The sequence below is a fragment of the Streptomyces sp. NPDC091292 genome (genome assembly GCF_044757265.1).
Taxonomy (GTDB): Bacteria; Actinomycetota; Actinomycetes; order Streptomycetales; family Streptomycetaceae; genus Streptomyces.
Genome location: NZ_JBIVUQ010000015.1, coordinates 95794 through 121885, shown reverse-complemented (window position 1 = coordinate 121885; position 26092 = coordinate 95794). Strand labels below are relative to the sequence as shown.

23 protein-coding genes, 1 tRNA gene and 1 riboswitch are annotated in these 26092 nt (G+C 71.3%); of the genes, 7 read left to right on the top strand and 17 right to left on the bottom strand.

Annotation, left to right across the window (positions count from 1 at the left end):
• Positions 1-131: 131 nt before the first annotated feature.
• On the top strand, positions 132-1508 hold the full coding sequence (locus ACIQNU_RS31875) for a hypothetical protein (protein WP_401373030.1): 1377 nt from the start codon (positions 132-134) through the stop codon (positions 1506-1508).
• Here the strand turns inward: ACIQNU_RS31875 and ACIQNU_RS31870 are convergent.
• Positions 1501-1860: a hypothetical protein gene (locus ACIQNU_RS31870; protein WP_401373028.1), complete on the bottom strand. Its 360-nt coding sequence runs from the start codon at positions 1858-1860 to the stop codon at positions 1501-1503. The genes ACIQNU_RS31875 and ACIQNU_RS31870 overlap by 8 nt on opposite strands.
• Positions 1861-2032: 172 nt before the next feature.
• Here ACIQNU_RS31870 and ACIQNU_RS31865 point away from each other — a divergent pair, with 172 nt between their 5' ends.
• Positions 2033-2707, top strand: a complete 675-nt coding sequence (locus tag ACIQNU_RS31865; protein ID WP_401373153.1) for a TetR/AcrR family transcriptional regulator — start codon at positions 2033-2035, stop codon at positions 2705-2707.
• A gap of 174 nt (positions 2708-2881) precedes the next feature.
• On the opposite strand, the gene ACIQNU_RS31860 is transcribed toward ACIQNU_RS31865, so the two are convergent.
• Positions 2882-2968 (bottom strand) — tRNA-Leu (locus ACIQNU_RS31860).
• A gap of 469 nt (positions 2969-3437) precedes the next feature.
• On the opposite strand from ACIQNU_RS31860, the gene ACIQNU_RS31855 reads away from it, so the two are divergent.
• Both ACIQNU_RS31855 and ACIQNU_RS31850 read left to right on the top strand, forming a co-directional pair.
• Entirely contained in the window at positions 3438-4208 is a 771-nt protein-coding gene (locus ACIQNU_RS31855) for an ABC transporter ATP-binding protein (protein ID WP_401373026.1), read from the top strand.
• A gap of 225 nt (positions 4209-4433) precedes the next feature.
• Positions 4434-6962 (top strand): ABC transporter permease, encoded by a 2529-nt coding sequence (locus ACIQNU_RS31850; protein ID WP_401373024.1) that lies wholly within the window; start codon positions 4434-4436, stop codon positions 6960-6962.
• A gap of 119 nt (positions 6963-7081) precedes the next feature.
• On the opposite strand, the gene ACIQNU_RS31845 is transcribed toward ACIQNU_RS31850, so the two are convergent.
• Positions 7082-8377, bottom strand: a complete 1296-nt coding sequence (locus ACIQNU_RS31845) for a class I SAM-dependent methyltransferase (protein ID WP_401373023.1) — start codon at positions 8375-8377, stop codon at positions 7082-7084.
• A 232-nt stretch (positions 8378-8609) separates the two neighbouring features.
• Positions 8610-10019, bottom strand: a complete 1410-nt coding sequence (locus tag ACIQNU_RS31840; RefSeq protein ID WP_401373021.1) for an NAD(P)/FAD-dependent oxidoreductase — start codon at positions 10017-10019, stop codon at positions 8610-8612.
• A 444-nt stretch (positions 10020-10463) separates the two neighbouring features.
• On the opposite strand from ACIQNU_RS31840, the gene ACIQNU_RS31835 reads away from it, so the two are divergent.
• Both ACIQNU_RS31835 and ACIQNU_RS31830 read left to right on the top strand, forming a co-directional pair.
• Positions 10464-10757, top strand: coding sequence for a type II toxin-antitoxin system Phd/YefM family antitoxin (locus tag ACIQNU_RS31835; RefSeq protein ID WP_401373019.1), 294 nt, complete (start codon positions 10464-10466; stop codon positions 10755-10757).
• Positions 10754-11023, top strand: a complete 270-nt coding sequence (locus ACIQNU_RS31830) for a type II toxin-antitoxin system RelE/ParE family toxin (protein ID WP_401373017.1) — start codon at positions 10754-10756, stop codon at positions 11021-11023. Before ACIQNU_RS31835 ends, ACIQNU_RS31830 begins: the two co-directional genes overlap by 4 nt.
• An 18-nt stretch (positions 11024-11041) precedes the next feature.
• Here ACIQNU_RS31830 and ACIQNU_RS31825 read toward each other — a convergent pair whose 3' ends face one another.
• From ACIQNU_RS31825 to ACIQNU_RS31765, 13 genes are all read right to left on the bottom strand, one after another.
• Positions 11042-11215 carry a hypothetical protein gene (locus tag ACIQNU_RS31825; protein WP_401373016.1) on the bottom strand — a complete coding sequence of 58 codons (174 nt, stop codon included), beginning with the start codon at positions 11213-11215 and terminating at the stop codon, positions 11042-11044.
• Positions 11212-12153 carry an exopolyphosphatase gene (locus ACIQNU_RS31820; RefSeq protein WP_401373014.1) on the bottom strand — a complete coding sequence of 314 codons (942 nt, stop codon included), beginning with the start codon at positions 12151-12153 and terminating at the stop codon, positions 11212-11214. Before ACIQNU_RS31820 ends, ACIQNU_RS31825 begins: the two co-directional genes overlap by 4 nt.
• On the bottom strand, positions 12150-12674 hold the full coding sequence (locus ACIQNU_RS31815; protein WP_401373012.1) for a DUF501 domain-containing protein: 525 nt from the start codon (positions 12672-12674) through the stop codon (positions 12150-12152). Before ACIQNU_RS31815 ends, ACIQNU_RS31820 begins: the two co-directional genes overlap by 4 nt.
• A gap of 91 nt (positions 12675-12765) precedes the next feature.
• Positions 12766-13242, bottom strand: a complete 477-nt coding sequence (locus ACIQNU_RS31810; protein ID WP_401373151.1) for a septum formation initiator family protein — start codon at positions 13240-13242, stop codon at positions 12766-12768.
• 112 nt (positions 13243-13354) lie between these two features.
• Entirely contained in the window at positions 13355-14635 is a 1281-nt protein-coding gene (gene eno, locus ACIQNU_RS31805; RefSeq protein ID WP_401373011.1) for a phosphopyruvate hydratase, read from the bottom strand.
• A gap of 316 nt (positions 14636-14951) precedes the next feature.
• Positions 14952-15668, bottom strand: a complete 717-nt coding sequence (locus ACIQNU_RS31800) for a transglycosylase family protein (RefSeq protein WP_401373009.1) — start codon at positions 15666-15668, stop codon at positions 14952-14954.
• Between the two features lie 4 nt (positions 15669-15672).
• A riboswitch (cyclic di-AMP (ydaO/yuaA leader) is annotated at positions 15673-15905 on the bottom strand.
• Between the two features lie 164 nt (positions 15906-16069).
• Positions 16070-17065 (bottom strand): transglycosylase family protein, encoded by a 996-nt coding sequence (locus ACIQNU_RS31795; RefSeq protein ID WP_401373007.1) that lies wholly within the window; start codon positions 17063-17065, stop codon positions 16070-16072.
• Positions 17066-17209: 144 nt separating this feature from the next.
• Positions 17210-18469 (bottom strand): cytochrome P450, encoded by a 1260-nt coding sequence (locus ACIQNU_RS31790; protein ID WP_401373006.1) that lies wholly within the window; start codon positions 18467-18469, stop codon positions 17210-17212.
• Positions 18466-19452: a nucleoside triphosphate pyrophosphohydrolase gene (locus ACIQNU_RS31785; RefSeq protein WP_401373005.1), complete on the bottom strand. Its 987-nt coding sequence runs from the start codon at positions 19450-19452 to the stop codon at positions 18466-18468. Before ACIQNU_RS31785 ends, ACIQNU_RS31790 begins: the two co-directional genes overlap by 4 nt.
• A gap of 239 nt (positions 19453-19691) precedes the next feature.
• Positions 19692-20351: a SurA N-terminal domain-containing protein gene (locus ACIQNU_RS31780; RefSeq protein WP_401373003.1), complete on the bottom strand. Its 660-nt coding sequence runs from the start codon at positions 20349-20351 to the stop codon at positions 19692-19694.
• 198 nt (positions 20352-20549) lie between these two features.
• Positions 20550-22061 (bottom strand): protein kinase, encoded by a 1512-nt coding sequence (locus tag ACIQNU_RS31775; protein WP_401373149.1) that lies wholly within the window; start codon positions 22059-22061, stop codon positions 20550-20552.
• Positions 22062-22090: 29 nt separating this feature from the next.
• On the bottom strand, positions 22091-22876 hold the full coding sequence (locus tag ACIQNU_RS31770) for a hypothetical protein (RefSeq protein ID WP_401373002.1): 786 nt from the start codon (positions 22874-22876) through the stop codon (positions 22091-22093).
• 223 nt (positions 22877-23099) lie between these two features.
• Positions 23100-25334, bottom strand: a complete 2235-nt coding sequence (locus tag ACIQNU_RS31765) for an N-6 DNA methylase (protein WP_401373000.1) — start codon at positions 25332-25334, stop codon at positions 23100-23102.
• A gap of 218 nt (positions 25335-25552) precedes the next feature.
• Between ACIQNU_RS31765 and ACIQNU_RS31760 the strand changes: the two genes are divergently transcribed.
• Complete coding sequence (locus ACIQNU_RS31760; RefSeq protein ID WP_401372998.1) at positions 25553-26014, top strand: hypothetical protein; 462 nt, start codon at positions 25553-25555, stop codon at positions 26012-26014.
• The last annotated feature ends 78 nt before the right edge of the window (positions 26015-26092 follow it).

Sequence of the window (26092 nt, the reverse complement as noted above, 5' to 3'; positions counted from 1 at the left end):
AAGTTCAGTCGCCCCCGGCCGGGGCGCGGCACGGTGTACAGGGAGTTGTCGTGCGAGGTCCCGTGGATTCACCCTCTCCACATCCAGGAAGTGAAGCGCCGGCCCGTCATGTCACGGGATGGCCGGCGTCCGTGGCAGCCGCAGTCACGGGCGTGATCGCCTTGACGGGCCTGGTGGCGCCGCCGGCCGCCGCGGCGGGTGGCACGACCTGCACCGTCAACGGGCGGGCCCAGACCACGACGGCGGCCAAACCCGTGATCCAGGGCAACGCCACAGGTCAGAACACGATCGTCTGCCCCAACGGGGTGAAGGCCGGGGACACGGTCCAGGGCGGATCCAAGGCGGCGAACACCCTCACTATGCGCGGAACCGTGTACGGCACGGTCCGCTCCGGTGGCATCACCGCCACCATCACCGTGACCACGAACACGACCGCGGCGCCGGGTGTCGCCAAGGGCGGCCGGGTGGACGTCACCGCCCCCAAGGGAACGGTGCGGGTGACCGGCGGACCGGCCCGGGACGCGCATCTGGCGGAGGCCGGGCCCGGAAACGCGGGTACGGTCACCGGCGGGACCGGGTCGGTCGCCATCACCCTCACCGGCGGCAGCGGGGAGGGGAAGGGCGAGGGCGGGACCGGGAACACCGGTGGCGTCACCGGCGCCGCCTCGGGCAGCGTCTCCGTCATCGGAGGAGACGACCGCAACGCCTACGGCTCGGGCGGAGCCGGGACCGGCAACACCGGCACCGTCAACGGTGGCAGTGGCAGCGCCTCCGTGTCGGCGACGGGCGGTACGACCGTCCTGCGGGATGGCGGCCCCGTCCCCGGCGACGGGAACGGGAACGGAGGGGCGATCCAGGGCAGCACCACCGGCACGGTCACCGTCCGCGGCGGCAACACCACCGCCCTCGCCTACGTCGATGGCGGAGTAGGCAACCGCGGCACAGTCCGCGGCGGCAGCCGCAGTGGAGAGATCAAGGTCACCGGCGGTACCGGCGTCGGCGACGGTGGTGACGGCAACACGGGAGAAATCATCGCCGGACCCTCGGGAGGCGGCGCCCGCCGCATCACCGTCCAAGGCGGCCCCTCGCTCCAAATCGACGGAGGAACCGCCAACCTCGGGAAGATCACCGCAACCCACCCGGCGGGAACCGCCCTCACCGTCACCGGCGGCAATGGCCGCGACAGCGGCGGCACCGGAAACGGACCCAATCCGGGCGACCGGGCACGGATCACCGGCGGACCCGGACCCGACACCATCCGCGTCACCGGAGGCACCGCCCCGGACAACGCCATCGGCACGAGCCGCGGCGGCGAAGGCAACGTGTACGGGATCATCACGGGCGGCGCGGGCAACGACACCATCACCGTCACCGCGGGTACCCCCCGCAGCTCCGACACCTCCGGCAGTCGCGGCGGCTCCGTCGACGGGCAGACCGGCACCAACACCTGCCGCTTCATCCCCGGCCGCCACGACACCACGGTCACCAGCTGCCGCATCGTCACCTGAGCCGAAGGCGCCGCCGTCCGCGAAGGCGTGGGCGGCGGGCGCCGTGGAGGGTGGTGAGGAGTACGGCGGACGCGGCGACGAACAGTGCCAGGAACGCGGGGTGCATGTCCTTGGACAGGCTCGGCGCGCCGTCGGGCCGCACCAGCCAGATGGTGAGCGGGGCCGCGAAGGTGACGGCGAGCAGGCCGGCCGCGAGGCGCACCGCCCGGTCGCGGGCGCGGCCGAGCCCTGTGACCAGGGCGATCGCGACCGGGACGGCCGCCACCAGGGAGAACTGGACGAGCACGAGGACCGGGGCGGCCCAGGCGGAGAGGGTGAGGGAGAGGGGGATGCGACGGGCTGTGGGGGTCACGGATGACGTCGTCGGCGTTGTCATGAGGCTTCGAGGCTTCCTTGTGGCTAGATGGCTTGCCGTTGGTTAGAAGTTGTAACGGCAGCGAGTGGTTAGCGTCAAGAGGGTCCGTGATAGCCTCTAACGAAATCTTGAGAGTATCGCCATGCGCGAATACGGAGGCGGCGGACGGATGGCCGAGACGGGCACGGGGACAGGCGCAGGCACGACCCCGCGCGAGCGCTACCGCGCCCAGGTGCGTACGGAGATCAAGGAGCGCGCCTGGGAACAGATCGCGGCGGCGGGCGCGTCCGCGCTCTCCCTCAACGCGATCGCCAAGCAGATGGGCATGAGCGGGCCCGCGCTGTACCGGTACTTCGGGAGCCGCGACGACCTGATCACCGCGCTCATCAGGGACGCGTACCGCAGCCTCGCCGACGCCGTCCGCGCCGCCGCCGGTTCCGGCGCCGACCTGCCCGCCCTTGCCCACACCCTGCGCGGCTGGGCGCTGGCCGACCCACAGCGGTACTTCCTCGTCTACGGCACCCCCGTGCCCGGCTATCACGCTCCCGACGACATCACCGCGATCGCGTCCGAGATCATGGCGGCGATGCTCGACACCTTCGTGGATCTCCCCGCGCACGGCGGCCCCGAGACCCCGTTCGAGGCGCACCTCGGGGACCACAGGGCCTGGGCGGCCGACCACCCCGCACCGAACGCCGTCCTGCACCGCGCCCTGTCCTTCTGGACCCGGCTCCACGGCGTTCTCTCCCTGGAACTCGCGGGCCACTTCACGGGGATGACGTTCGACCCCGCACTCCTCTTCGACGCCGAACTGAACTCCCTGATCCAACCGGACCTCGGTTAGGACTGAAGCGCACACATCCGACCCGAAGCGCACATCCCGTTCTGCAACGCATGGCGAACAGAGAGCGACAGGGGCGAGCGGCTGCGCCGGGAGGCCACGGGTAAGGTTCGGGGGCCGGAGGAGTTCCGGTTCGCACACACCCCCCGTCGTCGCGCGGAGGCGCAGCGTGAGCGGTGGTGCCCGGAACCGGACTTGAACCGGTACGCCCCGAGAAGGGCAGCGAGGTTTAAGCTCGCCGTGTCTGCATTCCACCATCCGGGCAGGCCATGGGCTCCGCGACGAGGGTCCGAGCCTATCGGGAGCGGTCCCTCGGACAGCAGATCGACAGTCCGATGTTGTCTTATTTTATTGAGGTCTGAGGGAGCATCAGCCCAGGTCCCGGGCCGTTCGGACCCGCAAATCACCCTTCCCCGGGTCTCATGCGACGTACGCGGAATGACGGAATTTCACCGTCAACGGCAAAAATCTGTCGCTGTTCGACAGCGGACCGACACCGGACCCGCACCGGACCCACCGCGCACCCCGTGTCATCCCCATCTCGGGGTCGGCCGTCATCCCCAGGTATGAGAGCGGGCCCGGTGGTCCGACCGAAGACTGCCCCCGGAACCGGAACAGCGGCTGACTCCAGGGCCGGGATCGGCCGCGACGATGGAGAGGTCTTCGCGACGCACGGCGCCCGCAGCCGTAGAGCGCGAGCCCTCAATCGTCGTACCGACAGGAGCACCCTCCCGTGACCACCACTCACATCGCCGCCCCGAGCACCACCGTGGCCGCCCGAGCCACCGAGCTGAGCAAGGTCTACGGGCAGGGGGAGACCAAGGTGGTCGCCCTGGACCGGGTCTCCGTCGACTTCCGGCAGGCCGAGTTCACCGCGATCATGGGTCCTTCCGGCTCCGGAAAGTCGACGCTGATGCACTGCGTCGCCGGGCTCGACTCCTTCAGCAGCGGTTCCGTACGGATCGGCGAGGTCGAGCTGGGGTCCCTCAAGGACAAGCAGCTCACCAAGCTCCGCCGGGACAAGATCGGCTTCATCTTCCAGGCGTTCAACCTGCTGCCGACGCTGAACGCACTGGAGAACATCACGCTCCCGATGGACATCGCGGGCCGCAAGCCCGACCAGCAGTGGCTGGAGACCGTGATCCGTATGGTCGGTCTCGGCGACCGCCTCAAGCACCGCCCGGCGCAGCTCTCCGGTGGGCAGCAGCAGCGCGTGGCCGTGGCCCGTGCGCTGGCCGCCCGGCCCGACATCATCTTCGGTGACGAGCCGACCGGAAACCTCGACTCGCGGGCCGGCGCCGAGGTGCTGGGGTTCCTGCGGAACTCGGTGCGGGAGCTGGGGCAGACCGTCGTCATGGTTACGCATGATCCGGTGGCTGCGGCCTATGCCGACCGGGTGGTGTTTCTCGCCGACGGGCGGATTGTGGACGAGTTGTACTCGCCTACCGCTGATGGGGTGCTTGATCTGATGAAGCGGTTCGATGCGAAGGGTCGGACCAGCTGATTGCGCAGTTCCTCGCGCCCCTTTAAGGGGGTCCGCGGGCTGTCGCTCGGCTGACGGCCCGTCGTGGCTGGTTGCGCAGTTCCCCGCGCCCCTGTGGGGGGTCGGCCTCACCGATTGCGCAGTTCCCCGCGCCCCTTAAGGAACGCCACCGGCCGTCGCCAGGCTGCCGTACTTCCCCGCGCCCCTGAAGGGCGCGGCTTTCGCCCCTCTCACCAGGACGCCTCCATGTTCCGTACCGCCCTGCGCAATGTCTTCGCGCACAAGGCCAGGTTGTTGATGACCGTGCTCGCCGTCATGCTCGGCGTCGCGTTCGTCTCCGGCACCCTGGTCTTCACCAACACCATTTCCGCCGCCTACCAGAAGAGTTCGTCGAAGGGTTTCGATCAGGTCGACGTCGCCGTTCGGCCGGGGTTCACCGAGAGCACGGGCGACACCGTCGGCAAGGACCAGCCGCTGACGAAGGCGACGCTCGACACGGTGGCCAAGGCGCCCGGTACCGGGTCCGCGGTCGGTGTGGTCAACGGGTTCGCCGCCATCGCCGACAAGGACGGCAAGCTCATCGGCGGCGGCTTCAACTCCGCCGGCGCCAACTACTGGGGCGCGAAGGACTCCCGTTACCCGCTGAAGGAGGGCAAGGCCCCGCAGGGCAAGGGCCAGGTCGCCATCGACGAGCGGACCGCCGACCGCGGTGGCTACAAGGTCGGCGACACCGTCCGGATGTCCATCGACGGCCCCGTCCTGAAGCCGACCGTCTCCGGCATCTTCACCACCGACGACGGCAATGTCGCCGCGGGCGGCAGCCTCGCCCTGTTCGACACGGCGACCGCGCAGCAGCTCTTCCACAAGCCCGGCGAGTACGACCAGATCGATGTGAAGGCCGCCGCCGGCACCACGCAGACCCAGCTCAAGGCCGCCCTCGACAAGGTCCTGCCGAAGGATGCCGCCGAGACCACGACCGGCAAGAAGCTCGCCGACGACGAGGCCGAGCAGATCGCGTCCGGGATGAGCGGCATGAAGACGGGCATGCTCGCCTTCGCCGGGATCTCCCTGTTCGTCGGTGTGTTCATCATCGCCAACACGTTCACGATGCTCGTCGCGCAACGCACCAAGGAGCTGGCGCTGATGCGGGCGGTCGGCGCCTCGCGCCGCCAGGTGACCCGTTCCGTGCTGCTTGAGGCGTTCTTCGTCGGCGCGGTCGCCGCCGCCGCCGGTCTGGCCGCCGGTATCGGCATCGGCGTCGGACTGCGCGCCCTGATCGGCGCGACGGGCGAGACCGTCCCGGACGGTCCGGTGATCGTCTCCTCGGGCACCGTCCTGACCTCCCTGCTCGTCGGCATCGTCGTCACCGTGCTCGCCGCCTGGCTGCCCGGCCGCCGCGCCGCGAAGATCCCGCCGGTCGCCGCGATGAGCAGCGTGCACGCCGTCGCGACGACGAAGTCCCTGGTGGTACGGAACTCGATCGGCGCCCTGTTCTCGGCCGCCGGTGCCGCGCTGGTCCTGGCCGCCACCGGAATGAGCGGTTCGGACGGCAACCTCCCGATGGGTGTCGGCGCGGGTCTGCTGGTCATCGGCGTGTTCGTGCTGACGCCGCTGCTGTCACGGCCGCTGATCGCCGCGTCGTCGCCGTTCCTGCGGATCTTCGGTGTCGCGGGCAAGCTGGCCCGGCAGAACTCGGTGCGCAACCCGCGCCGTACCGCCGCGACCGCGTCCGCGCTGATGATCGGCCTCACCCTGATCACAGGTATGACGGTCATCGCGGGCAGCGCCCAGAACGCGATCGACAAGATGGCGACCTCCGCCATCAAGGCCGACTACACGGTCAGCATGGCGAACTACCACGCGCTCTCGCCCGAGGTGGAGCAGAAGCTCAAGGACGTCCCGGGCGTCACCGCGACCACCCCGCTGCGCAACGCGGACTCCCGGATCGACGGGAAGACCGAGTACCTGACCGGAGTAAACGGCTCCGCGATCAACGAGCTGACCGATCTCCCGGTCGACAGCGGCGCGTTCAAGGTCGCCGGTACCGGCGTCGTCGTGGACGACAAGACGGCCAAGGAGAAGGGCTGGAAGGTCGGCTCGCGCCTCCCCACGTCCTTCGAGGACGGCAAGAAGGAGACCCTGACCGTCGCGGGGATCTACGAGGGCAACGAGATGATCCGCGGGATCATCATGGACGTGAAGACACTGGCGCCGCACCAGCGGGAAGCCCGTGACATGCAGGTCATGCTCAAGACGTCCGACGGCACATCGGCGGCCGTGAAGGACAAGCTGGAGAAGGCGCTCGGCGACAACCCGGCGATCAAGGTCCAGGACAAGAAGGACATGTCCAACGAGATCGCGCAGATGTTCACGCTGATGCTGAACATGCTGTACGGGCTGCTCGCCATGGCGGTGATCGTCGCGGTGCTCGGTGTCGTCAACACCCTGGCGATGTCCGTGTTCGAGCGTCAGCAGGAGATCGGGATGCTCCGCGCGATCGGTCTCGACCGCAAGGGCATCAAGCGGATGGTCCGCCTGGAGTCGCTGGTCATCTCGCTGTTCGGCGCGGTGCTCGGGCTCGGGCTCGGTGTCTTCTTCGGCTGGGCGGGCGGTGAGCTGATCGGCGCCCAAATGGCGACGTACTCGCTGGTCGTGCCGTGGGAGCGGATGGGTCTGTTCCTGCTGCTCGCGGGCGTCGTCGGCATCCTCGCGGCGCTGTGGCCGGCGCGCCGCGCGTCGCGGCTGAACATGCTCATGGCGATCAAGTCGGAGTAGCCGCACCACCACGGGGAAGGGCCCGTACGGCGGACATCGCCGTACGGGCCCTTCCCCGTGCCGCAGGGGCCGTCGGCCCCGGTGAATCCGTGAATCCGTGAATCCGTGAATCCGCCGGATCAGCCCCAGACCCGTGCCCGCAGCGCCATCCCCGACCCGCCCCCGTCGGGGGTGCGGATCGCGAGGACCTGGTTCACGCCGATCCGGTTGCGCTCGAAGGACAGGGCCGACGCGGCCATGTAGAGGCGCCAGATCCGGGCCCGGCCTGGGCTGGTCAGCCGGACGGCCTGTGCCCAGTGCTTCTCCAGGTTGGCGACCCAGCGGCGCAGCGTGAGCGCGTAGTGCTCGCGGATCGCCTCCACGTCACGGACCTCGAATCCGGCCTGTTCGAGCAGCCCGACGGTGGTGCCGACGGGCGCCAGCTCGCCGTCCGGGAAGACGTACGCGTCGATGAACTCGTCCACGTGGTACGCCTCTTCGTCGCGCTGCGGGCGGCGCGCGATCTGGTGGTTGAGCAGGCGTCCGCCCGGCTTCAGAAGGGCGTGCAGGTCCTGCGCGTACTCCAGATAGCGGGCGGAGCCGACGTGCTCGGCCATCCCGATCGAGGAGATCGCGTCGTACGGGCCGTCGGCGACGTCGCGGTAGTCCTGGACGCGGATCTCGACCCGGTCGGTGAGACCTTCCTCGGCGACCCGCTTGCGGGCGAAGGCCGCCTGCTCGTGCGAGAGGGTGACGCCGACGACGCGGACGCCGTACTCGCGGGCCGCGTGGATCGCCATGGAGCCCCAGCCGCAGCCGACGTCGAGCAGCCGCATTCCGGGCTTCAGGTCGAGCTTGCGGCTGATCAGGTCGAGCTTGTCGCGCTGGGCGTCCTCCAGGGTGCCGTCCGGGGAGTCCCAGTAGGCGCACGAATAGACCATGGAGGGGCCGAGGACGAGGGAGTAGAAGTCGTTGCCGACGTCGTAGTGGTGGCTGATGGCGCGCCGGTCGGTCCGCTTGGTGTGCAGATGGAGACGGCCGGTGCGGCGGGTCTCCTCGCGCGGCGGGGGCGGCGGCGGATAGGGGCCCGCGAGGGTGGCGAGCGAGCGGGCGGCGGCGCGGAACTCGGGGTCGCGCAGGGCCTGCCGCAGGGTCCTGGCGTCCTCGCCCCGGTCCCAGATCAGCGAGGACATCAGGCCGAGTGCTTCGTACAGATCCCCGTCGACGTCGATGTCACCGGAGACCCAGGCGCGGGCCAGGCCCAGCTCCCCCGGCTTCCACAACAGCCGCCGCAGCGCGCGGCGGTGGCGTACGACGAGGGTGGGGCCGTCCGGAGGACCCGCCTCCGAACCGTCCCAGGCGCGGATACGCACCGGCAGCCTGGCTCCGATGAGCTGCTCGGCGAGGTTCCTCAGCCGCAGTGCGGCGTCCTGCATGGCACACACCTCCGTGATGGCAGATCCCGTGATCGCAGATCCCGTGACGGTCCAACACCACGTCAACACCAACGGGTCGGCCGCACAGTCCCGTTTTCCCGTTACGGATCCGCAAAATACGTGCAGACTCCATACATTGGGCCGCCCGGGAACGCCGAAGGGGCCGTCCGCACCACGGATGGCGGACGGCCCCTTCGGCGGAGCCTTCAACGGAGGCGGGGTGGTACGGAGGTCAGGAGGCCTTGGCCTTCTCCTCGCTCCGGACGGCGGACTGCGCGGGCGCCGCGCCTGCGGCCACCGGTACGGGCGTCGGGCGGGCGGCCTCGTAGAACTCCTCGCGCGGGGTCTCCATCGCGCCGAGCGAGACGACCTCGCGCTTGAGGAACATCGCGAGGGTCCAGTCGGCGAAGACGCGGATCTTGCGGTTCCAGGTCGGCATCGCCAGACCGTGGTAGCCACGGTGCATGTACCAGGCGAGCCGGCCCTTGAGCTTGATCTTCATCTTGCCCATGACGATCATCGCGACGCCCTTGTGCAGGCCGAGCCCGGCGACCGCACCCTTGTTGGCGTGGCTGTACTCCTGCTGCGGGAAGCCCCGCAGGCCGGAGATGACGTTGTCGCCGAGGGTCTTCGCCTGGCGCAGCGCGTGCTGGGCGTTGGGCGGGCACCAGGCGTTCGGGTTGCCGGCCTTGCGGCCGACGAGGTCCGGGACCTGGGCGTTGTCGCCGGCGGCCCAGATGTGGTCGGCGCCCTGCACCTGGAGCGTGGTGCGGGTGTCGACGTGGCCACGGGGGCCCAGCGGGAGGCCGTAGCGGGCGAGGACCGGGTTCGGCTTCACGCCGGCGGTCCACACGATGGTGTTGGAGTCGACCTCCAGGCCGTTCTTGAGCACCACGTGGCCGTCGACGCAGGAGTCGAGCGAGGTGGAGAGGTAGACCTCGACCCCGCGGCCCTCCAGGTGCTCGCGGCCGTACTGGCCGAGCTTGGGGCCGACCTCGGGGAGGATCTTGTCCGCGGCGTCGACGAGGACGAAGCGCATGTCCTCGCGCGAGACGTTGTTGTAGTACTTGGCCGCGTCCCGGGCCATGTCCTCGACCTCGCCGATGGTCTCCGCGCCCGCGAAGCCGCCGCCGACGAAGACGAAGGTGAGCGCGCGGCGGCGGACGTCCTCGTCGGTGGTCGAGTCGGCCTTGTCGAGCTGCTCCAGGACGTGGTTGCGCAGGCCGATGGCCTCCTCGATGCCCTTCATGCCGATGCCCTGCTCGGCGAGGCCGGGGATCGGGAAGGTACGCGAGACGGCGCCGAGCGCGACGATCAGGTAGTCGAAGGGCAGCTCGTACGCCTCGCCGACGAGCGGCGCGACGGTGGCGACCTTGCGGTCCTGGTCGATGGTGGTGACCCGGCCGGTGAGCACCTCCGCCTTCGGCAGCACGCGTCGTAGCGGGACGACGACATGCCGGGGCGAGATGCTGCCGGCGGCGGCTTCGGGGAGGAAGGGCTGGTACGTCATGTACGAGCGCGGGTCGACGACCGTGACTGTCGCCTCGCCGTACCGCATCTTCTTCAGAATGCGACGCGCCGCGTAAAGACCTACGTACCCACCGCCTACTACGAGGATCCTGGGACGCTCCGTGGTGCTCATGGCAACGAGTATCCACCCCCTCCGGAGGGCCGTTCGTGCGCCCCTTCACAAGCACTCGCCTGGCCTGTGCTACCCTGCGCGACCACCGTGACACACGTCATGTCACGCGGCGGGAACCACGACGACCGGCGGCACGTTGCATCACGCCCGTGAGCTGCCCGTCCGGGTCATTCAGGGGGGTGGACCAGCCCCCGATTCACCCCGCCGTAACACTCCCGGAACCCCCCGCGCACACCCCGGAACCCCCCTGGAAACCCGCCCGGGGACCCCTTCTCCGCCGAACCTCGCCCAAGAGGACCGAATTCCTTGTGAAGAACTTCACGAACTTTTCCGGCGGGGTGTCGCGCCGCGCCGCGAAACCCCCCGGAAAGCCCGCTCAGACGATGGGGGGCCTGCTCAGCCGCCCCGCTGACGCGTGTACACCGTGACGCGTACACTGGCCGTATGGCAGAGAACCCCGTGACCGTCCGCGAGGCCCGCGCACACCTCGCCGACCACATCAACCGCGCCGAACAGGGCACCGCGACCGTGATCACGCGCAATGGGGAGCCCGTGGCGGCCCTGGTGCCCATCGCCGACTTCGACGCGCTGGAGGAAGCGGCCGACGAGATGCTGGCGCGTGAGGCCGAGGCGGTCCTCGCCGACGGTGGTCCGACCGTGACGATGGCCGAGCTGCTGGCGGACCTGTTCACCGAGCGCGGGGACCGCACCGGGGATCACTCCGAGGGCGCCGCGTGAAGTACGCGTTCCGCTTCACCACGGCGGCGCAGCGCCAACTGCGGGCCATCGACCGCCCGGCGGCCATGCGCATCCTGACCGCGCTGACGGCGCTCGGCGACGACCCGTACCGGGAGGACGCCGACATCAAGAAGCTCAGCGGCCCCTCCGGCCTCTACCGCCTCCGGGTCGGCCCGTACCGCATCGCCTACCAGATCGACGACGGCCAACTCGTCATCCTGGTGGTGAAGGTGGGCGACCGCCGTGAGGTGTACCGCAACCTCTGATTCCGCCGGAGCGGAGGCTCACCAGGGCTCTTCCTCGCGCAGCGCGGCCAGTGCGTCGCCCAGCCGCTCGCTGCCGTCGCCGGCCCGCATCGGCGGCCGGTGGCCGGGGCGCGCCGCGGCCCGGACCCTTCCTTCCGCCGCGAGCCGTTCGCGTACGGGCGTCGCCTGCCGCTCCTCCTCGGCACCCGTCACGCGATCGACCACGCGATCCCGTCCAAAATGTCGTGTTCGCTCACCACGACCTCCTCCGCCCCCGTGCGGTCCATGATCGACTGGAGGATCAGGGCGCCTGCCGCGATGACGTCGACTCGGCCCGGGTGCATGACCGGGATCGCGGCGCGTTCGGCGTGGGTCGACGTCAGCATGCGGGTGGTGATCTCGCGTACCCGGGCGTACGGGATGCGGGAGTGGTGGATTGCCGTCGAGTCGTACGCGGTGAGGCCGAGGGCGATGGCCGCGACCGTCGTGACCGAGCCCGCGAGGCCGACCAGGGTGCGGGCCTCGCGCAGCGGGACCGTCCGTTCGGCGAGGTCGAGCGCGGCCTCGACATCCGCGCGTATGGCGGCGATCTCCGCGTCGATCGGCGGGTCGGACACCACACCGTCGTGCACGAGGTGCCGCTCGGTCATCCGTACGCAGCCGATGTCGACGGACCGCGCGGCGCGCACCGTGTCGTCGCCGACCACGAACTCGGTGGAGCCGCCGCCGATGTCCACGACGAGATACGGCTGCGCCAGGTCCTGGCGGCCCGTCAGCTCCCGGGTCGCGCCGGTGAAGGAGAACGCGGCCTCCTCGTCGCCCGAGATCACCTCGGGCTCGACGCCCAGCGTGTCGAGGACGCCGCGCGTGAACGCGTCGCGGTTCTCGGCGTCGCGCGAGGCGGAGGTGGCGACGAAGCGGACGCGCTGCGCGCCGTGCTCCTTGATCACGGCGGCGTACTCGCGGCAGGCCGCGAAGGTCCGCTCCAGCGCCTCGGGGGCGAGCCGTCCGGTGCGGTCGACGCCCTGACCGAGCCGGACGACCTGCATCCGCCGGTCCAGATCGGCGAGTTCACCGGTCGCGGGGTCCGCGTCGGCGACGAGCAGCCGGATCGAGTTCGTACCGCAGTCGACGGCGGCGACCCGGGTCACCGGTCGCCCTCGCCCGCCACGCACGGCCCCTTGGCCCACCACTCGGGCAGCATCGCCAGGGCCTCGTCGCCGAGCGGGTTGACCCCGGGCCCGGCGGCCAGCGAGTGGGCGACCAGGACGTGCAGGCACTTCACGCGGTCCGGCATGCCGCCCGCGCTGGGGAACCCCGTCAGCTCCTCGATCTCGTCGCGGCGCCGGATGTAGTCCTCGTGCGCCGCGCGGTACGCGGCGGCCAGCTCCGGATCGGTCGCGAGGCGCTGCGTCATCTCCTTCATGACACCGCCCGCCTCCAGCGTGCCGATCGCGGACGCGGCCCGGGGGCACGTCAGGTAGTACAGCGTCGGGAAGGGCGTGCCGTCGGGCAGCCGGGGCGCGGTCTCCACGACGTCCGGCTGTCCGCAGGGGCAGCGGTGCGTGATGGCGCGCAGCCCGCGCGGAGGGCGGCCGAGCTGCTCCTTGAACGCCGCGACATCGGCGTCGGTCGGCTCGGTGCGCGGAGTGGTCGGCGGGGGCGTGTCCATGCCTGGGGTCGTGTTCTTTCCGGGGTCGGGGGTGGGGTGGTCGGGGGTGTGGTGGTAGGGGTCGAGGGTACGCGGACGGGCGCCGGCGCGGTCAGCGGCGGGAGCGGTCCGCCTTGTCGACGGCGTCCCAGACGTTCGCGTACCAGGGCCGGTCGGCCGCGCCCCGGTCGGTACGCTTCTGGTCGGCGGCGCTCGGGTCCACGACCGTGTAGCCGGTCTCGCCGGGCATCACGTAGTGCAGCCGTTCGCGGATGCGGTGCTCGGCGTAGGCGTCGTCCTGCCAGCGGGCCTTGGCGTCGCGCAACTCCTCGACGCGCTCGCGGGCCTGCTCCTTCTGCCGCCGCAGATCGGCGATCTCGGCGCGCTGGGACACGTACTGCCGCATCGGGTACGCGAGGGCGACGACGAGGGAGCACAGGACCAGGGCGAGCAGCGCGGCCCGCCCGGTGAGCCGGGAGCGGCGGGCCTGCCGCTTGGTCTGGGAGCGGTACACGCGCGCGGCGGTCTGCTCGCCGAGCAGCCGCAGCCTGGTCGCGGTGGAGAACCGGTCCCGGTCCTTGACGGCCATCGTGTCCCGCCTCCCCGTCATGTGCGTACGTCCCCGCACACGGTACGGGACCGGGTGCGGGGACGTACGGAGGCCGGGGTGCGCAACCGGGCACGTAACGCCCGGAGGCGGGTCAGCCCTTGTAGCGCGGGAAGGCGCTGCGGCCCGCGTACACGGCCGCGTCGTCCAGGATCTCCTCGATGCGCAGGAGCTGGTTGTACTTGGCGACGCGCTCGGAGCGGGCCGGGGCGCCGGTCTTGATCTGGCCGCAGTTGGTGGCGACGGCGAGGTCGGCGATGGTGACGTCCTCGGTCTCGCCGGAGCGGTGCGACATCATGCACTTGAAGCCGCTGCGCTGGGCCAGCTCGACGGCGTCCAGGGTCTCGGTCAGCGAACCGATCTGGTTGACCTTGACGAGCAGGGCGTTCGCGGAGTTCTCCTCGATGCCGCGGGCCAGGCGCTCCGGGTTGGTGACGAACAGGTCGTCGCCGACGAGCTGCACCTTGTCGCCCAGCTTCTCGGTGATGACGTGCCAGCCGGCCCAGTCGTCCTCGAACAGCGGGTCCTCGATGGAGACGAGGGGGTAGGCCGCGACCAGCTCCTCGTAGTACTCCGTCATCTCGGCGGCGGAGCGCTCCTTGCCCTCGAAGAGGTACTTGCCCTCCTTGTAGAACTCGGAGGCGGCGACGTCGAGCGCGAGGGCGATCTGCTGGCCGGGGACGTAACCGGCCTCCTTGATCGCTTCGAGGATGAGGTCGAGCGCCTCACGGTTCGAGCCGAGGTTCGGCGCGAAACCGCCCTCGTCGCCGAGGCCGGTGGCCAGACCCTTGGTCTTCAGCACCTTCTTGAGGGTGTGGTAGACCTCGGTGCCCCAGCGCAGCGCCTCCGAGAAGGACTCGGCGCCGATCGGGGCGATCATGAACTCCTGGATGTCCACATTGGAGTCGGCGTGCGAGCCGCCGTTCAGGATGTTCATCATCGGCACCGGCAGCAGGTGCGCGTTGGGTCCGCCCAGGTAGCGGAAGAGCGGCAGGTCGGACGCCTCGGCGGCGGCGTGCGCGACGGCGAGCGAGACGCCGAGGATGGCGTTGGCGCCGAGCGACGACTTGTCCGGCGTGGCGTCCAGGTCGAGCATCGCCTGGTCGATGAGGCGCTGCTCGGTGGCGTCGTACCCGACCAGCTCCGGGCCGATCTGTTCGATGACGGCGAGTACGGCCTTCTCGACGCCCTTGCCGCCGTAGCGGTTGGCGTCTCCGTCGCGAAGCTCCAGGGCCTCGAACGCTCCGGTGGACGCACCGGAGGGGACGGCGGCACGACCCGTGCTGAGGTCGTCGAGGCCGACCTCGACCTCGACCGTGGGGTTGCCTCGGGAGTCCAGGATTTCCCGGGCTACGACGACGTCGATGGACGGCACGAGCATCTCCTTTTATGGGATGTGGCGCGGGTACACGATGTGGTGCGGGTACACGGGGCCGCGTGGCCTCGCGGTCATGAGCCTAACGGGCCCGGGGGCATCGGCCAGTCCGCCGCCCACCCGCTGGACAGAACCGAGAGCAAATTGTTTCTGAACGAAACAAAGCGGGGCGGGAGCGGGGCGGGCACGTGCCGGGCATGGACAGAGCCCCGCCCCGGCGCGTACGGGGGTACACGCGCCGGGACGGGGCGGCCCTGGGGAAGGAGGGCGGTTCGGTGAGGGACCTCGGGATCGGGGCCGCTCGGGTCAGCTCGGGTCAGCTCAGGTGGAGCTGCTGGCCCGGGTAGATGAGATTGGCGTCGTCGATGATGTCGCTGTTCGCCTTGAACAGGGTCATCCACCCGCCCTTGACGCCGTGCGCCTCGGCGATGCCGCTGAGCGTGTCGCCCTTCTTCACCTTGTACTCGCCGTCACCCTTCTTGACCTTCTTGCCGGTCGGGGTCTCGACGGTCTTCGGGGCGGTGCGCTCCTGCGCGCGCGAGGCGCGGTCCTGCGTGCTCTGCTCCTTGGCCGGGGCGCTCTGCTGCTGCGAGGGCTGCGACGGCTGGGCGGGCTGGGCGGGCTGCGTGGAGCCCGAACCGCCGTTGTACGGGGTGTTGGAGAGGCCCACGCCACAGGTCGGCCAGGCACCCTTGCCCTGTCCGGCGAGGACCTTCTCGGCGATCTCGATCTGCTGGGCCTTGGTGGCCTGGTTGGCCTGCGGCGCGTAGGCGGTGCCGCCGTAGCCGGCCCAGGTCGACGCCGAGAACTGGACGCCGCCGTAGTAGCCGTTTCCGGTGTTGATGGCCCAGTTGCCGCCGGACTCGCACTGGGCGACGGCGTCCCACTCGGACGCGGTGGCGGCGGACGCGGTGCCGGACGCCATCAGCGGAGCGGCGACGGCGGCACCGGCCACACCGGCGAGCGTGACGGCACGGGTGGAGCGGTCGAGAGCGGTCGGGCGGCGGTGCTTGCCCTTGCCGGAAAACAGCATGGAGTGATCCCCTCACCGACGCCTGCGAGGTGAGCTGTCGGGTTCGGGCCGTGTGAGTTGCCCGGCCGTGCGCCCCTGGCGCACGACTTCACCCCTAGCCGGTCGGCGGTCGCTGTCACGAAGTCGCGGTGCAGCGTGGTGCTGCTTGGCCCTGCTTGCTGCTGTTGCGACTTCGTGGGCGGCCTCGCCCGGCACTTACCTTGGGTCCCCCGCTCCTGCCTACGGCGCTTGACGCGACGACTGTTCCCGAACGGCCGTCGGCAGGATTCGGCGTGACGGCCATCGGTGCCCGCTGTGGCGAGCGGTCCTGACGGTAGACACGTGAACGGCCTTATTTCAAAGCCGTTCGGGGTGGGTGAGACTCATCTCTCACTCTCGCCAAACCGGACATTAGGCCCGAACTACTGCTGGGTGATGTCCGATTCGGGAAGAAGATCAAGGCTTTGGCCGGGCAGGATCAGGTCCGGATCGGCGCCTACGGTCGCCTTGTTGCCGTCGTAGAGCGCGGTCCATCCGCCCTTGAGGTCATGGCTGTCGGCGATGCCCCAGAGGCTGTCGCCGGGGCGCACGGTGTAGGTGCCGTCGGCCGCGCCGCGCTCGCCGTCGCCGCGTGAGGCGTGCCGGCCCGCGGAGTCGTCGGTGCGGGAATCGGCCGCGTCCCCGGCGCCCTCGTCGGCCGAGTCGCCGCGGTGGCGGCCGGTGGCCGACGAGTCGCCGGAGGAGCCGCTGCCGGAACTGGCCTCGTTTTCATCTGACTTGGCGAGGTCGGTGGTGGAGTCGGCCGACTTGTCCGTCTTGCCGGTGGAGTCCTGATTCTTCCCCTCGGAGGAGGTGGCATCGCCGGCCGGGCTCGACGGATCGGTCGTGGGGGATGAATCGGGCGAGGTGGAGGGAACCGGCTTTTTCGTTGCATCTGACGAGTTGTTCGTCTGCGAGGAGCCGCTCGAACCGGAACTCTTGCCCGGGACCTTCGACGGCGTCCCCGAGGGAGCCGTGCCCGTGTCGACGTCCGCCGACGCGCCGCCCTTCGTGAGCCCGGCGATCGGGGCGCAGCTCACCCAGGCGTCCGGGCCCTGCACCGCGAGGACGCGCTCGGCGACCGCGATCTGCTGGGAGCGGCTGGCCTGGTCCGCGCGGGGCGCGTAGGCGAGACCGCCGAAGTCCTCCCAGGTCTCCTGCGAGAACTGGAGTCCGCCGAAGTACCCGTTGCCGGGGTCGGCGCTCCAGGAGCCGCCGCTCTCGCACTCCGCGAGCCGGTCCCAGGCGGCGCCGTCGGCGGCGGACGCGCCGGTCGCGCCGAGCAGCGGAATGGCGAGGGCGGAGCCTGTCACGCCGGCCGCGACGACCAGGGCGGGTACCTGGCGGGGGCGACGGTGACGACCGTTCCCGGAGAGCATGCGGAGGCCTTTCGTGGGACAACTGGGCCGACTGCGGCGCGTGGGGACCGCCGAGTCGACGTGAACGTAGCCGTATTCGAACAGTGGTCACAAGTCGATGCAGCGCAGATCACGTGAAAGTCACAATGGTGACGGGCCGTCAATTCACCTGCCCTGTGGGGTGAAATGTACGGGCAAGGTGCGCAATCCGCGCATGATGAGCCCGCCGCGCCATCTCAGGTCGGCCGGGTCGGCGGCGAGTTGCAGATCGGGCAGGCGGCGCAGCAGGGTCGCGAGGGCGGTCCGGCCCTCCAGACGGGCCAGCGGGGCGCCGAGGCAGTAGTGGATGCCGTGGCCGTATCCGAGGTGGGGGTTGTCGCGGCGGGACAGGTCGAGGGTGTCGGGGGCGTCGAAGCGGGCGGGGTCGCGGTCGGCCGCCGCGAGGACGACGAGGACGGGGTCGCCGCGCGGAATCTCCTGTCCCCCGATCTCCAGGGGCTGCGTCGCGTACCGCCAGGTGGCCAGCTCCACCGGCCCGTCGTAGCGCAGGAGTTCCTCGATCCCGGTCTCCAGGAGTCCGGTGTCACCGCGTACGAGGCTGTCCTGGAGGAGCGCCCGCTGCACGGGGTTCCGAAGCAGGGCATAAGCCCCATTCCCGATCAAGTTGATGGTCGTCTCGAAACCCGCGAAGAGCAGCACGAAACACATGGCGGCGGCCTCGTCCTCGGTGAGGTGTTCGCCGTGGTCGGAGGCGCGGATGAGGCCGGAGATCAAGTCGTCGTCGCCCTGCTCGCCCAGGTTCTCGCGCTTGCGGTGGATGAGGTCGGCGAGATAGGCGCGGATCTTCTTCACGGACCGGGCGACTCCGCCGCGCGGGCCGCCGCCGTGACGGATCATCATGCCCGCCCAGTCGCGGAAGTCGTCCTGATCCTCGCGGGGGACGCCGAGCAAATCGCAGATGGCGTAAATCGGAAGGGGGAAGGCAAACTCGTGAATGAGGTCCGCACTGCCCCGCTCCGCGAAGCCGTCGATCAGCTGGTCCGTCAGCTCCCGCACCCGGGGCTCGAACTCGGCGACGCGGCGCGGCGTGAACGCCTTCGACACGAGGCGGCGCAGCCGGGTGTGGTCCGGCGGGTCGATGTTCAGCAGATGCGTCATCAGATTGGCGCTGCGCTCACCGGGGATGCCGGTCCTGCTCTTGCCCGGCGCGTCCTCGGCGTGGTGCAGCGGCTTCTTCGACAGCCGCTGGTCGGCGAGCGCCTGCCGGGCGTCGGCGTACCGTGTGACGAGCCACGCGTCGACTCCGCTGGGCAGCCGGGTGCGGTGCACGGGGGCGTGCTCGCGCAGCCAGGCGTACGCCGGGTACGGGTCGGTGGCGAACTCCCAGGTGAAGAGTTCCGGGGCGGCGGGGATGCCTTCGGTCACCGGGCGGTCTCGGTCGCGCGGATCGCGTCGCGGTAGGCGCGGGCTGCGGCCCGCAGCGCGGCCTCCGGGTCGACGCCGGCCGCCTCGGCCCGTACCGCCAGGGCGAGCAGCTCGTACCCGATGCCGTCACCGGACGGCGCGGGCACCTCCAGACCCGCCGTCCGCACCCGCGAGGCGAGCTTCGCGGCGAGCGCGAGACCGGGCTGTCCCAGCGGCACACCGTCGGTCACCGACGCGCGCTGCTTCTCCTCGGCCTTGGTGCGCAGCCAGTGTTCCTTGACGTCCTCGGGGGTCTCGGCGGTGGCGTCGCCGAAGACGTGCGGGTGGCGGTGGATCAGCTTGGCGACGATGCCGGCGGCGACGTCGTCGATGGAGAAGGGGTGGTCGTCCTCGTCCGGGCCGCCCTCCTCGGCGATCCGCGCGTGGAAGACGACTTGGAGCAGGACGTCCCCCAGCTCCTCGCGCAGCTCGTCCCGGTCGCCGTCCTCGATGGCCTCGACGAGTTCGTACGCCTCCTCGATCCCGTACTTCGCCAGGCCCTCGTGCGTCTGCCGTGACGACCAGGGGCACTCGGTGCGGATACGGTCCATGACCTGCACCAGGTCGAGAAGCCGGGCGCCCGGCAGGTCGTACGAGGCGGGCAGCAGCTCCAGATCGGGCAGCGCGCCCCGCCCCGAACCGGCGAGCCGGGCGAGCCCGTCGGTGAGGCGCGACTCACCGTCGGCACCGGAGACCACGACGACGGTACGGGTGCCTGCGGCGGCCTGAACCAGGTCGTCGGCGGACGGCGAGCCCACCTCGACGGTGACACCCGCCTCACGGATGTACGGCAACTGAGGGTGCCCGCCGTCCCGGCACACCACGAGATCGGCACCACGCAACACCTGCCAGGCATCCCAGGACAACAGCCCAGGAGCAACACGATGGCTGGTACTCAACAGAACAACCCGCCCACCGGGCCCAGGGGAACCAATTACCTTCACAGCTCGAACGTACAACCCGAGACGAACGACCACCGCCTGCGGGTGCGGGTGTGGGTGCGCAGCGCGATCCCTCCGGGTTGCATGAAGGGCACCGCCCTTCATCTCATTTCCGCCGCAGCGGCGCTCAGCCACCCCGCGCCTCTCCGGCGGTGCCGAGCCCACCCCCGGGGCCGGGGGCCCGGTGCGGGAGGGGGCCGGGCGCAGCCCGGGGGTGGGGGCCGGTCAGGGCGCCCCCGGCGTCACGCCTCTGTTGGCTGTGATGCCGAGACCTCGTGCAGCCACGGCATCTTCGCGTCCACCCGGGCGCTCTTCTTCACGTCCCATGCCCCGTAGCGCGGGTTCAGGTCGATGGAGAGTTCCTTCGACGCCTTGCCGAGGGCGTTCCAGAACACGGCCTGACCCTCGGTCGTGTTCATGTCGATACCGAGGGCCTGGGCGAGTTTCTGGGCCTCGACCTCGGTACGAAGGTTGGCGTCCAGGCGGGACGGCGGCACGTTGTACTGCTGCAACCAGGCCGCCTGCAAGGCCTTGCTGCCGCCCGCCTGCTTCTCCAGGTTGCCGCGCAGCGCCTGGATCTCCTTGCGGGAGACGCTGACACCGGCGTCCTCGGCGGCCCGGTCCAGCACCTTGTCGAGGACCATCGTGTGCAGCGTGGACCGCGTCAGCCCGCCGGACTTGGCGACCACCTGGTCGTACTGCTCCTGATTCGCCGTGCCGTTCCGCTGTGCGCTGCGCACCTCGTTCACGCGGCTCTCCAGCTGCGCGACCGTGATGCGCTGCCCGCCGACGACGGCCGCCGCGCCCGGATGCGCGTCGCCGCCGCAGGCGGTCAGCAGTGGGGCCCCCGCGAGCAGCGCGACGGCGGAGACGGTGACTGCGGTGCGACGGCGGCGGTGCAAAGGAGCCTCCCGGCGGCGAGATTGTGCGTCGGTGCACAAAGTCTTGCGGTGATCGATGGTAGGCAGTGGCCGCGCTCTCGGCCACTGATTCGGCAGCACAGTTTCGACACTGCCCCCACCAACGACGCGGGACGATTCGGGGCACGCCCGGCACAGACCCACCCAGGCCCCCAAGATCAGGTACGTATCGGCTACGTACTATCCCCGTACCTGCCCCAGCCAGTGCAAAGTCCGCTGGACCTCCGCCGGCAGCGGATGGCTCGGTCCGTGCAGGCGTTCCGCGTCGTGCAGCAGCCGTACCAGCGTGTCGTGGGCGGCGGCCCGGTCGCCGAGCGCGAGCAGCAGGTGGCCGATCCGGCGCCGGATGTCCAGCGGCAGGTCGGGGTCGGCGGCGGTGTACGGATTCTCCGCGTACCGGTTCTCGTAGTACGGCAGCAGCGCCCGGTACTCGTTGAGCGCGGCGGCCGGTTCCCCGAGTTGTTCGAGGCACTGCGCCGCGTCGTACCGGAAGCGGAGCGACTGCGGGTCGGCGTGGCCGGCCTCGGCGGCCCGCTCGTCGGCGAGGCGGCGCAGCTCGGGCAGCGCGCGCCGGTACTGGCCGTCGTCCATCAGCGTCGCCGCGTACTGCTTGCGCAGCGTGCGGACGACCGGCGAGTGCTCGCCGTGCTGCCCGGCGGCGGCCGGGAGGATCGCGCCGAGGATGTCGACGGCCTGCGTGATACGGCCCTCACCCAACAGCCGCTTGACCTCGTCGACGGCGGCGGCGACGTCGGGGCGCCCGGCGGGCGGGGCCACCGGCGCCTCGGGGCGCGGCGCGGGCGTGACCGCGCGGTCGGGCCACGGCGCGTGCGGGCGCAGGAACGGGCGGGTGGGGTCGAGCGGGCCACGGGTCGGCGTGGAGCGCGCGGGCAGCAGCGGCAGCAGCTCCTCGTACACCTCCTGGGCGCTGGCCGGGCGGTGCTGCGGGTCCTTGGCGAGGAGCCGCAGGACGAGCGATTCGAGAGCGTCGGGGACCTCGGGGCGCAACCGGCGCACGGGCAGCGGCGGCTCGTAGAGATGGCGGTGCAGCACGCCGAGCGCGGTGGACCCGGCGAACGGCACGTCTCCGCTGAGCAGTTCGTGCAGCAGCACCCCGAGCGCGTACAGATCGGTGTACGGGCCGACCGCGCCGCCCATGGCCTGCTCGGGCGCCATGTACGCGGGGCTGCCGATCGGGGAGCCGGTGTGGGTGAGGCGGGTGGTGTCGGTGTCCATGACCGAGGCGACGCCGAGGTCGAGGACGGTGACGGTGCCGTCCTGCTTGACCATCACGTTCCGCGGTTTGAGGTCGCGGTGGACGATCGGGACGGCGTGCACGGCGGAGAGCACGGCGCACAGTTGCGCGGCGACGGCGACGCCCCACTGCCAGGGGTACGGGTCGTGTTCGGCGAGGTGGTCGGAGAGGTCGGCGCCGTCGATGAACTGCATGACGAGGTACAGCTCTTCGGCGTCGCTGCCCGCGTCGTGCACGGTGACCAGGCCGGGGTGGTCGACCTGGGCGGTGACCCGGCACTCGCGTACGAAGCGGCGGCGCAGCTCTTCGGCGTCCTGGCTGTCGGGGCCCGCGACCTTGTCGGGGCGCAGCAGCTTGACGGCGACGCGCCGGTCGAGCCGCTGGTCGTAGGCGGTCCAGACCTGGCCCATACCGCCCTGGCCGATGAGTGTGGACAGCGCGTACCGGTCGGCGACGACGCGTGCGGTCACCGGCCGCCCTCCTGCCCGCCGCCGCTCTGCCCGCCGCCGCTCCGGTCGCGGTCCTGGCCGCGCAGATAGTCGCTCAGCTCGTCCAGTTCGGCGCGGACCTGGTCGATCCGCGCGGGCCCGGGACGGCCGGGCGGCTGCGGGGACAGTGGCTGCGGCTGGGGCTGGGGCGGCGGAACGGGCGCCGGGGTCATGGGCGGGGGCGTGGCGAAGTGCGGTGCGGCGAAGGGCGGGGGCGTGGGGGGCGCGGACTGGCCGAGAGAGCCGGGAAGCGTCTGCCCGAGAGGGCCGGGGGCCGGTTGTCCGAGAGGGCCGGGGGCCGGCTGGACCGGCTGTCCGACCGGGTGCTGGGTGCCGAGCTGCTGCGGGTAGCCGTACCCCGCGGTCGGCGGTATCGGGCCGCCGTGCCGGGGCGGCAGCGGGATGCCGTACGGCAGCGGCGGGGGCACCCGGAAGTGGTGGAAGTCCGAGTAGAGGAAGTAGACCGCCCCGCCGAACGCCGACAGCAGCAGGAGGCCCATACCGAGGTCGCCGCGCCAGGTGCTGAGATCCTCGGTGCCGTCCGCGACGAGCATCGCGAAGGCGACGACGAGCGCCACCAGCGAGGCGAAGAAGAGGATCCAGTCCCGCCGCTTACGGGTCACGATCGCGATCCGCAGCATCGTGCCCCACGCCAGGAAGCCGATGCTCCCCAGCGCGAGCGCCACGAAGATCACCCGCAGGACCACCAGCAGCGCGGTCGAAGGGCGCTGAGGCTGCGGCGGCGCGAGGCCGTGGCCGTGCATGGCTGCTCCGTAAGGTGTCGGTCGGGTGCCCCGAGGCCGCTGCGAAGGGGCACCTGTCGTGGTCGGACGTGCGGTGCGGAGTCCGAGCGTATAGGCCGCGTCGGACATGCGGTCCCGGGTGGTACCGAACCGTTGCCGTACGGATCACGCCCGCCCGTTCCCCGCAGTTCCCGGAGGCCACGGGTCCGTTTGGTGGGGTCCGGTGAGGGTGCCCGGCGGGTGCTCAGTCGGGCGTGACCGTGCCGTCCGTGAGGCCGTCGTGCATGCCGCGTACGAGCTGTTCGCCGAGGCGTCCGGCGAGCCGCAGCGCGTCCTCGAACGCGGCGAGCGTACGGAACCGTTCCCCGTACCGCGCCTGCTGGTCCAGCGGGATTCTCGGGAGCTGGAGGCGGCGGACGTCGAGCCGGGTCGCGGTGGACGCGTAGCTGCTGGCCTGGCGGTTGTTGGCGGTGCCGCGCAGGAAGCCGGCGAGGAACCACGGGTCGAGCGCGGCCGGGTCGGGTCGCAGCAGGGTGAGGTTGCGGCCGAGCGCGGCGCCCTCGGTGGTCTCGTCGATCACGCGCGCGACGGCGCCGCCGCCGAGCACGGGGACGACGACGTCGCCGCGTTCGGTCAGCACGGTGTCCCCGCCCGCGTCGCCCTCGGGCAGCACACCAGAGGGCACGGCTCCGGCGAGGACGTCGTGGTCGGTGAGTACGGGTACGCGCGCGGTGTCGGCACCGGAGCCGTCAGTACGGCTCGCGGAACCTCCCGTACCGCCACCCGTACCGCCACCGGAACCCCCCGTACCGCCCGTACCGCGCGCGTGCCCGATGCCCGCGCTGCTCGCCGTGCGCAGCACCAGCGCGCCCGCGCGGGCGAGTTCGCCGACGGTCGTGAGCGGCCAGTGCGCGGGGCGGGACGCCGGGTCGGGGACGGGCGGGGGCGGCGGGGTGAGGTCGCTGGTCAGCCGCAGGGTGTCGCCGAGGCGGGTGCGGACGGTGGCCAGCTCCTCGGCGCCGCCCCCGGCGGCGGGCGGCGGCAGATGGCGGGCGGGGGCGAGGTCCACGTCGTCGTCGAGGAGTTCGATGACCGGAACCGAACGACTCAGACCCGGCACCTCGACGGGCCTGTCCCCCCGCTCGAAGGGCCCCCAGGCGCTCAGGACAGCGGTGCGCACGGCCCCCCAGTCGGCGCGGGCGCGCGCCTCGGTGTCGCTCTCGGCGGTGTCCACGAGCAGCAGTTCGGGCTGCGCGGGGTGCGCGCCGGGCGCCGGGCGGCGCAGCACCCACAGGTGCAGCGGGATGTTGTACGGGGGCGCCGAGCCGGCGGGCAGCGCGATCACGGCGAGCAGGGCGCCCCGGCGCAGCAGATCGGCGCGGATGCGGCGGCCCGAGCGGCGGGACGCGGCGGCCGGTGGCATCAGCAGGACGGCGGTGCCGCCGTCGCGCAGATGGGCGAGCGCGTGCTGGACCCAGGCCAGCTCCGATTCGGTACGGGCGGGGAACCCGTACTCCCAGCGTGCGTCGTAGGCGAGTTCGTCATGGCCCCAGTTGCGTTCGTTGAACGGCGGGTGGCACAGGACGGCGTCCACGATGAGTTTCGGGAACGCGTCGGCGCGCAGTGTGTCGCCCACGCGCGCGTGGACCTCGGCGTCGGTGTGCAGGGCGAGCCGCAGGGCGGTCAGGGCGGCGAGTTCGGGCGCCGCGTCCTGGGCGTAGACGGCGGCGGGCGTGCGGACGGCGCGCAGCAGCGCTCCGGTGCCGGACGCCGGGTCGAGCACGGTACGGGCACCGCCGGCCAGCTCGGCCATCAGCTCGGCGGGGCCCGCCGGGGTGAGCGTGTACTGGCGCGGGTTGGCGTCGAGGTGCCGGCCGAGCAGGAACTCGTACGTCTGCCGGGTGCCCAGCTCGGCCGCCAGGTCGGCGACTCCGCGCAGCAGGGGGACGGAGGGGGCGAGTTCGGCGGCGGAGGGGACGCCCAGGGCGAGGGGGCCGGGGAGCGCGGGGTCGGGGGCCGGGGCGCCGGGGGTCTTGGCGGGCGGCGTCCGGTGTGTGGCGGGCGGGGTGTTCACAGCCTGCTGTGAACCGAAGCGGGCCGCGAGGACCTTCGCCAGCGCCGGCGGCAGCAGGTCGGCGACGCGCGCGTCGGACACGGCGGCGATCTCCAGCCAGTCGGTCGGCCGGTCCCGGACCAGGAGCAGCACGCAGCCCGCGTGCACCAGGCCGGTGACGGGTCCCGCCGGGTGTCCGGCGAGCTGCTGCCAGATGCGCTCACGCAGGGGCACCTCGGCGAGCTTCCCCTGCCTGCGCAGCCAGTCCTCGACCTCCGTGAGGGCGAAGGAAGGGCTGGTCTCGGTGCCGCCGACGGGGCGCGGGAAGTCGGTGTGGCGGCGCCTCCAGTTGCTGACTGCGGCACGCCCGACCCCCGCGAGCCGGGCGATTCCGGCGGCGGTCACCTCCGTGGCGTTGTCCTGCACGCACCGCTCCCCTCGCGACTGCCCGTGGCCCGTCTGCTCTGCCAGGGCTGCTGTTGTGGCGATGAGCATACCCAGCCAGGCCGGATCGGCCCCTTCACGGCGTGAATCATTGATTCGCCGTGAACCGTGTTGACTCGGTTCACAGTCTCTGTTCTTATTGACCCAGCGAACGAACGGCCGCCGAAAACGACGGTCGTCACTCGGGAGGGGACACAGTCATGGGTATGAAGACGAAGCTCGCACTTGGCGCAGTCGTCGGGATCACGATCATCGGCGCGGTGTCGTGCAGCGCCGCCGACGACGGCACGAAGGACGACAAGTCCTCCTCCGTGACCTCGGGCTCCGACGGGCAGGCGAAGGACAAGAAGGACAAGAAGGACGACAAGGGCGAGAAGAAGGCGTCCCAGGCCGACCAGTTCAAGGACTTCGTCAACAAGAACGGCACGGCCAAGGAGAAGGAAGCCGCAGGCCACATCACCAAGATCCAGGGCGCCGACGAGCAGAACGACATCCTCGACAGCGTCGACATCTACACCGACTACACCGGCGGAATCATGGGCAAGGGCCAGGCCCCGTCCCAGCTCATCGCCTCGTCGTTCGCCGAGTGGAAGACCAGCAAGAACGGTCTCGTCACGGTGTACGACGCCGACGGCGAGATGCTCGGCAACGGCAACTTCTGAGCCGACGGCACCTTCCCGGGCCGGCGCCCGACTCGCCGGCCCCCGGCCGCCACCGGGAACCACCCCGCCCCGCCCCAC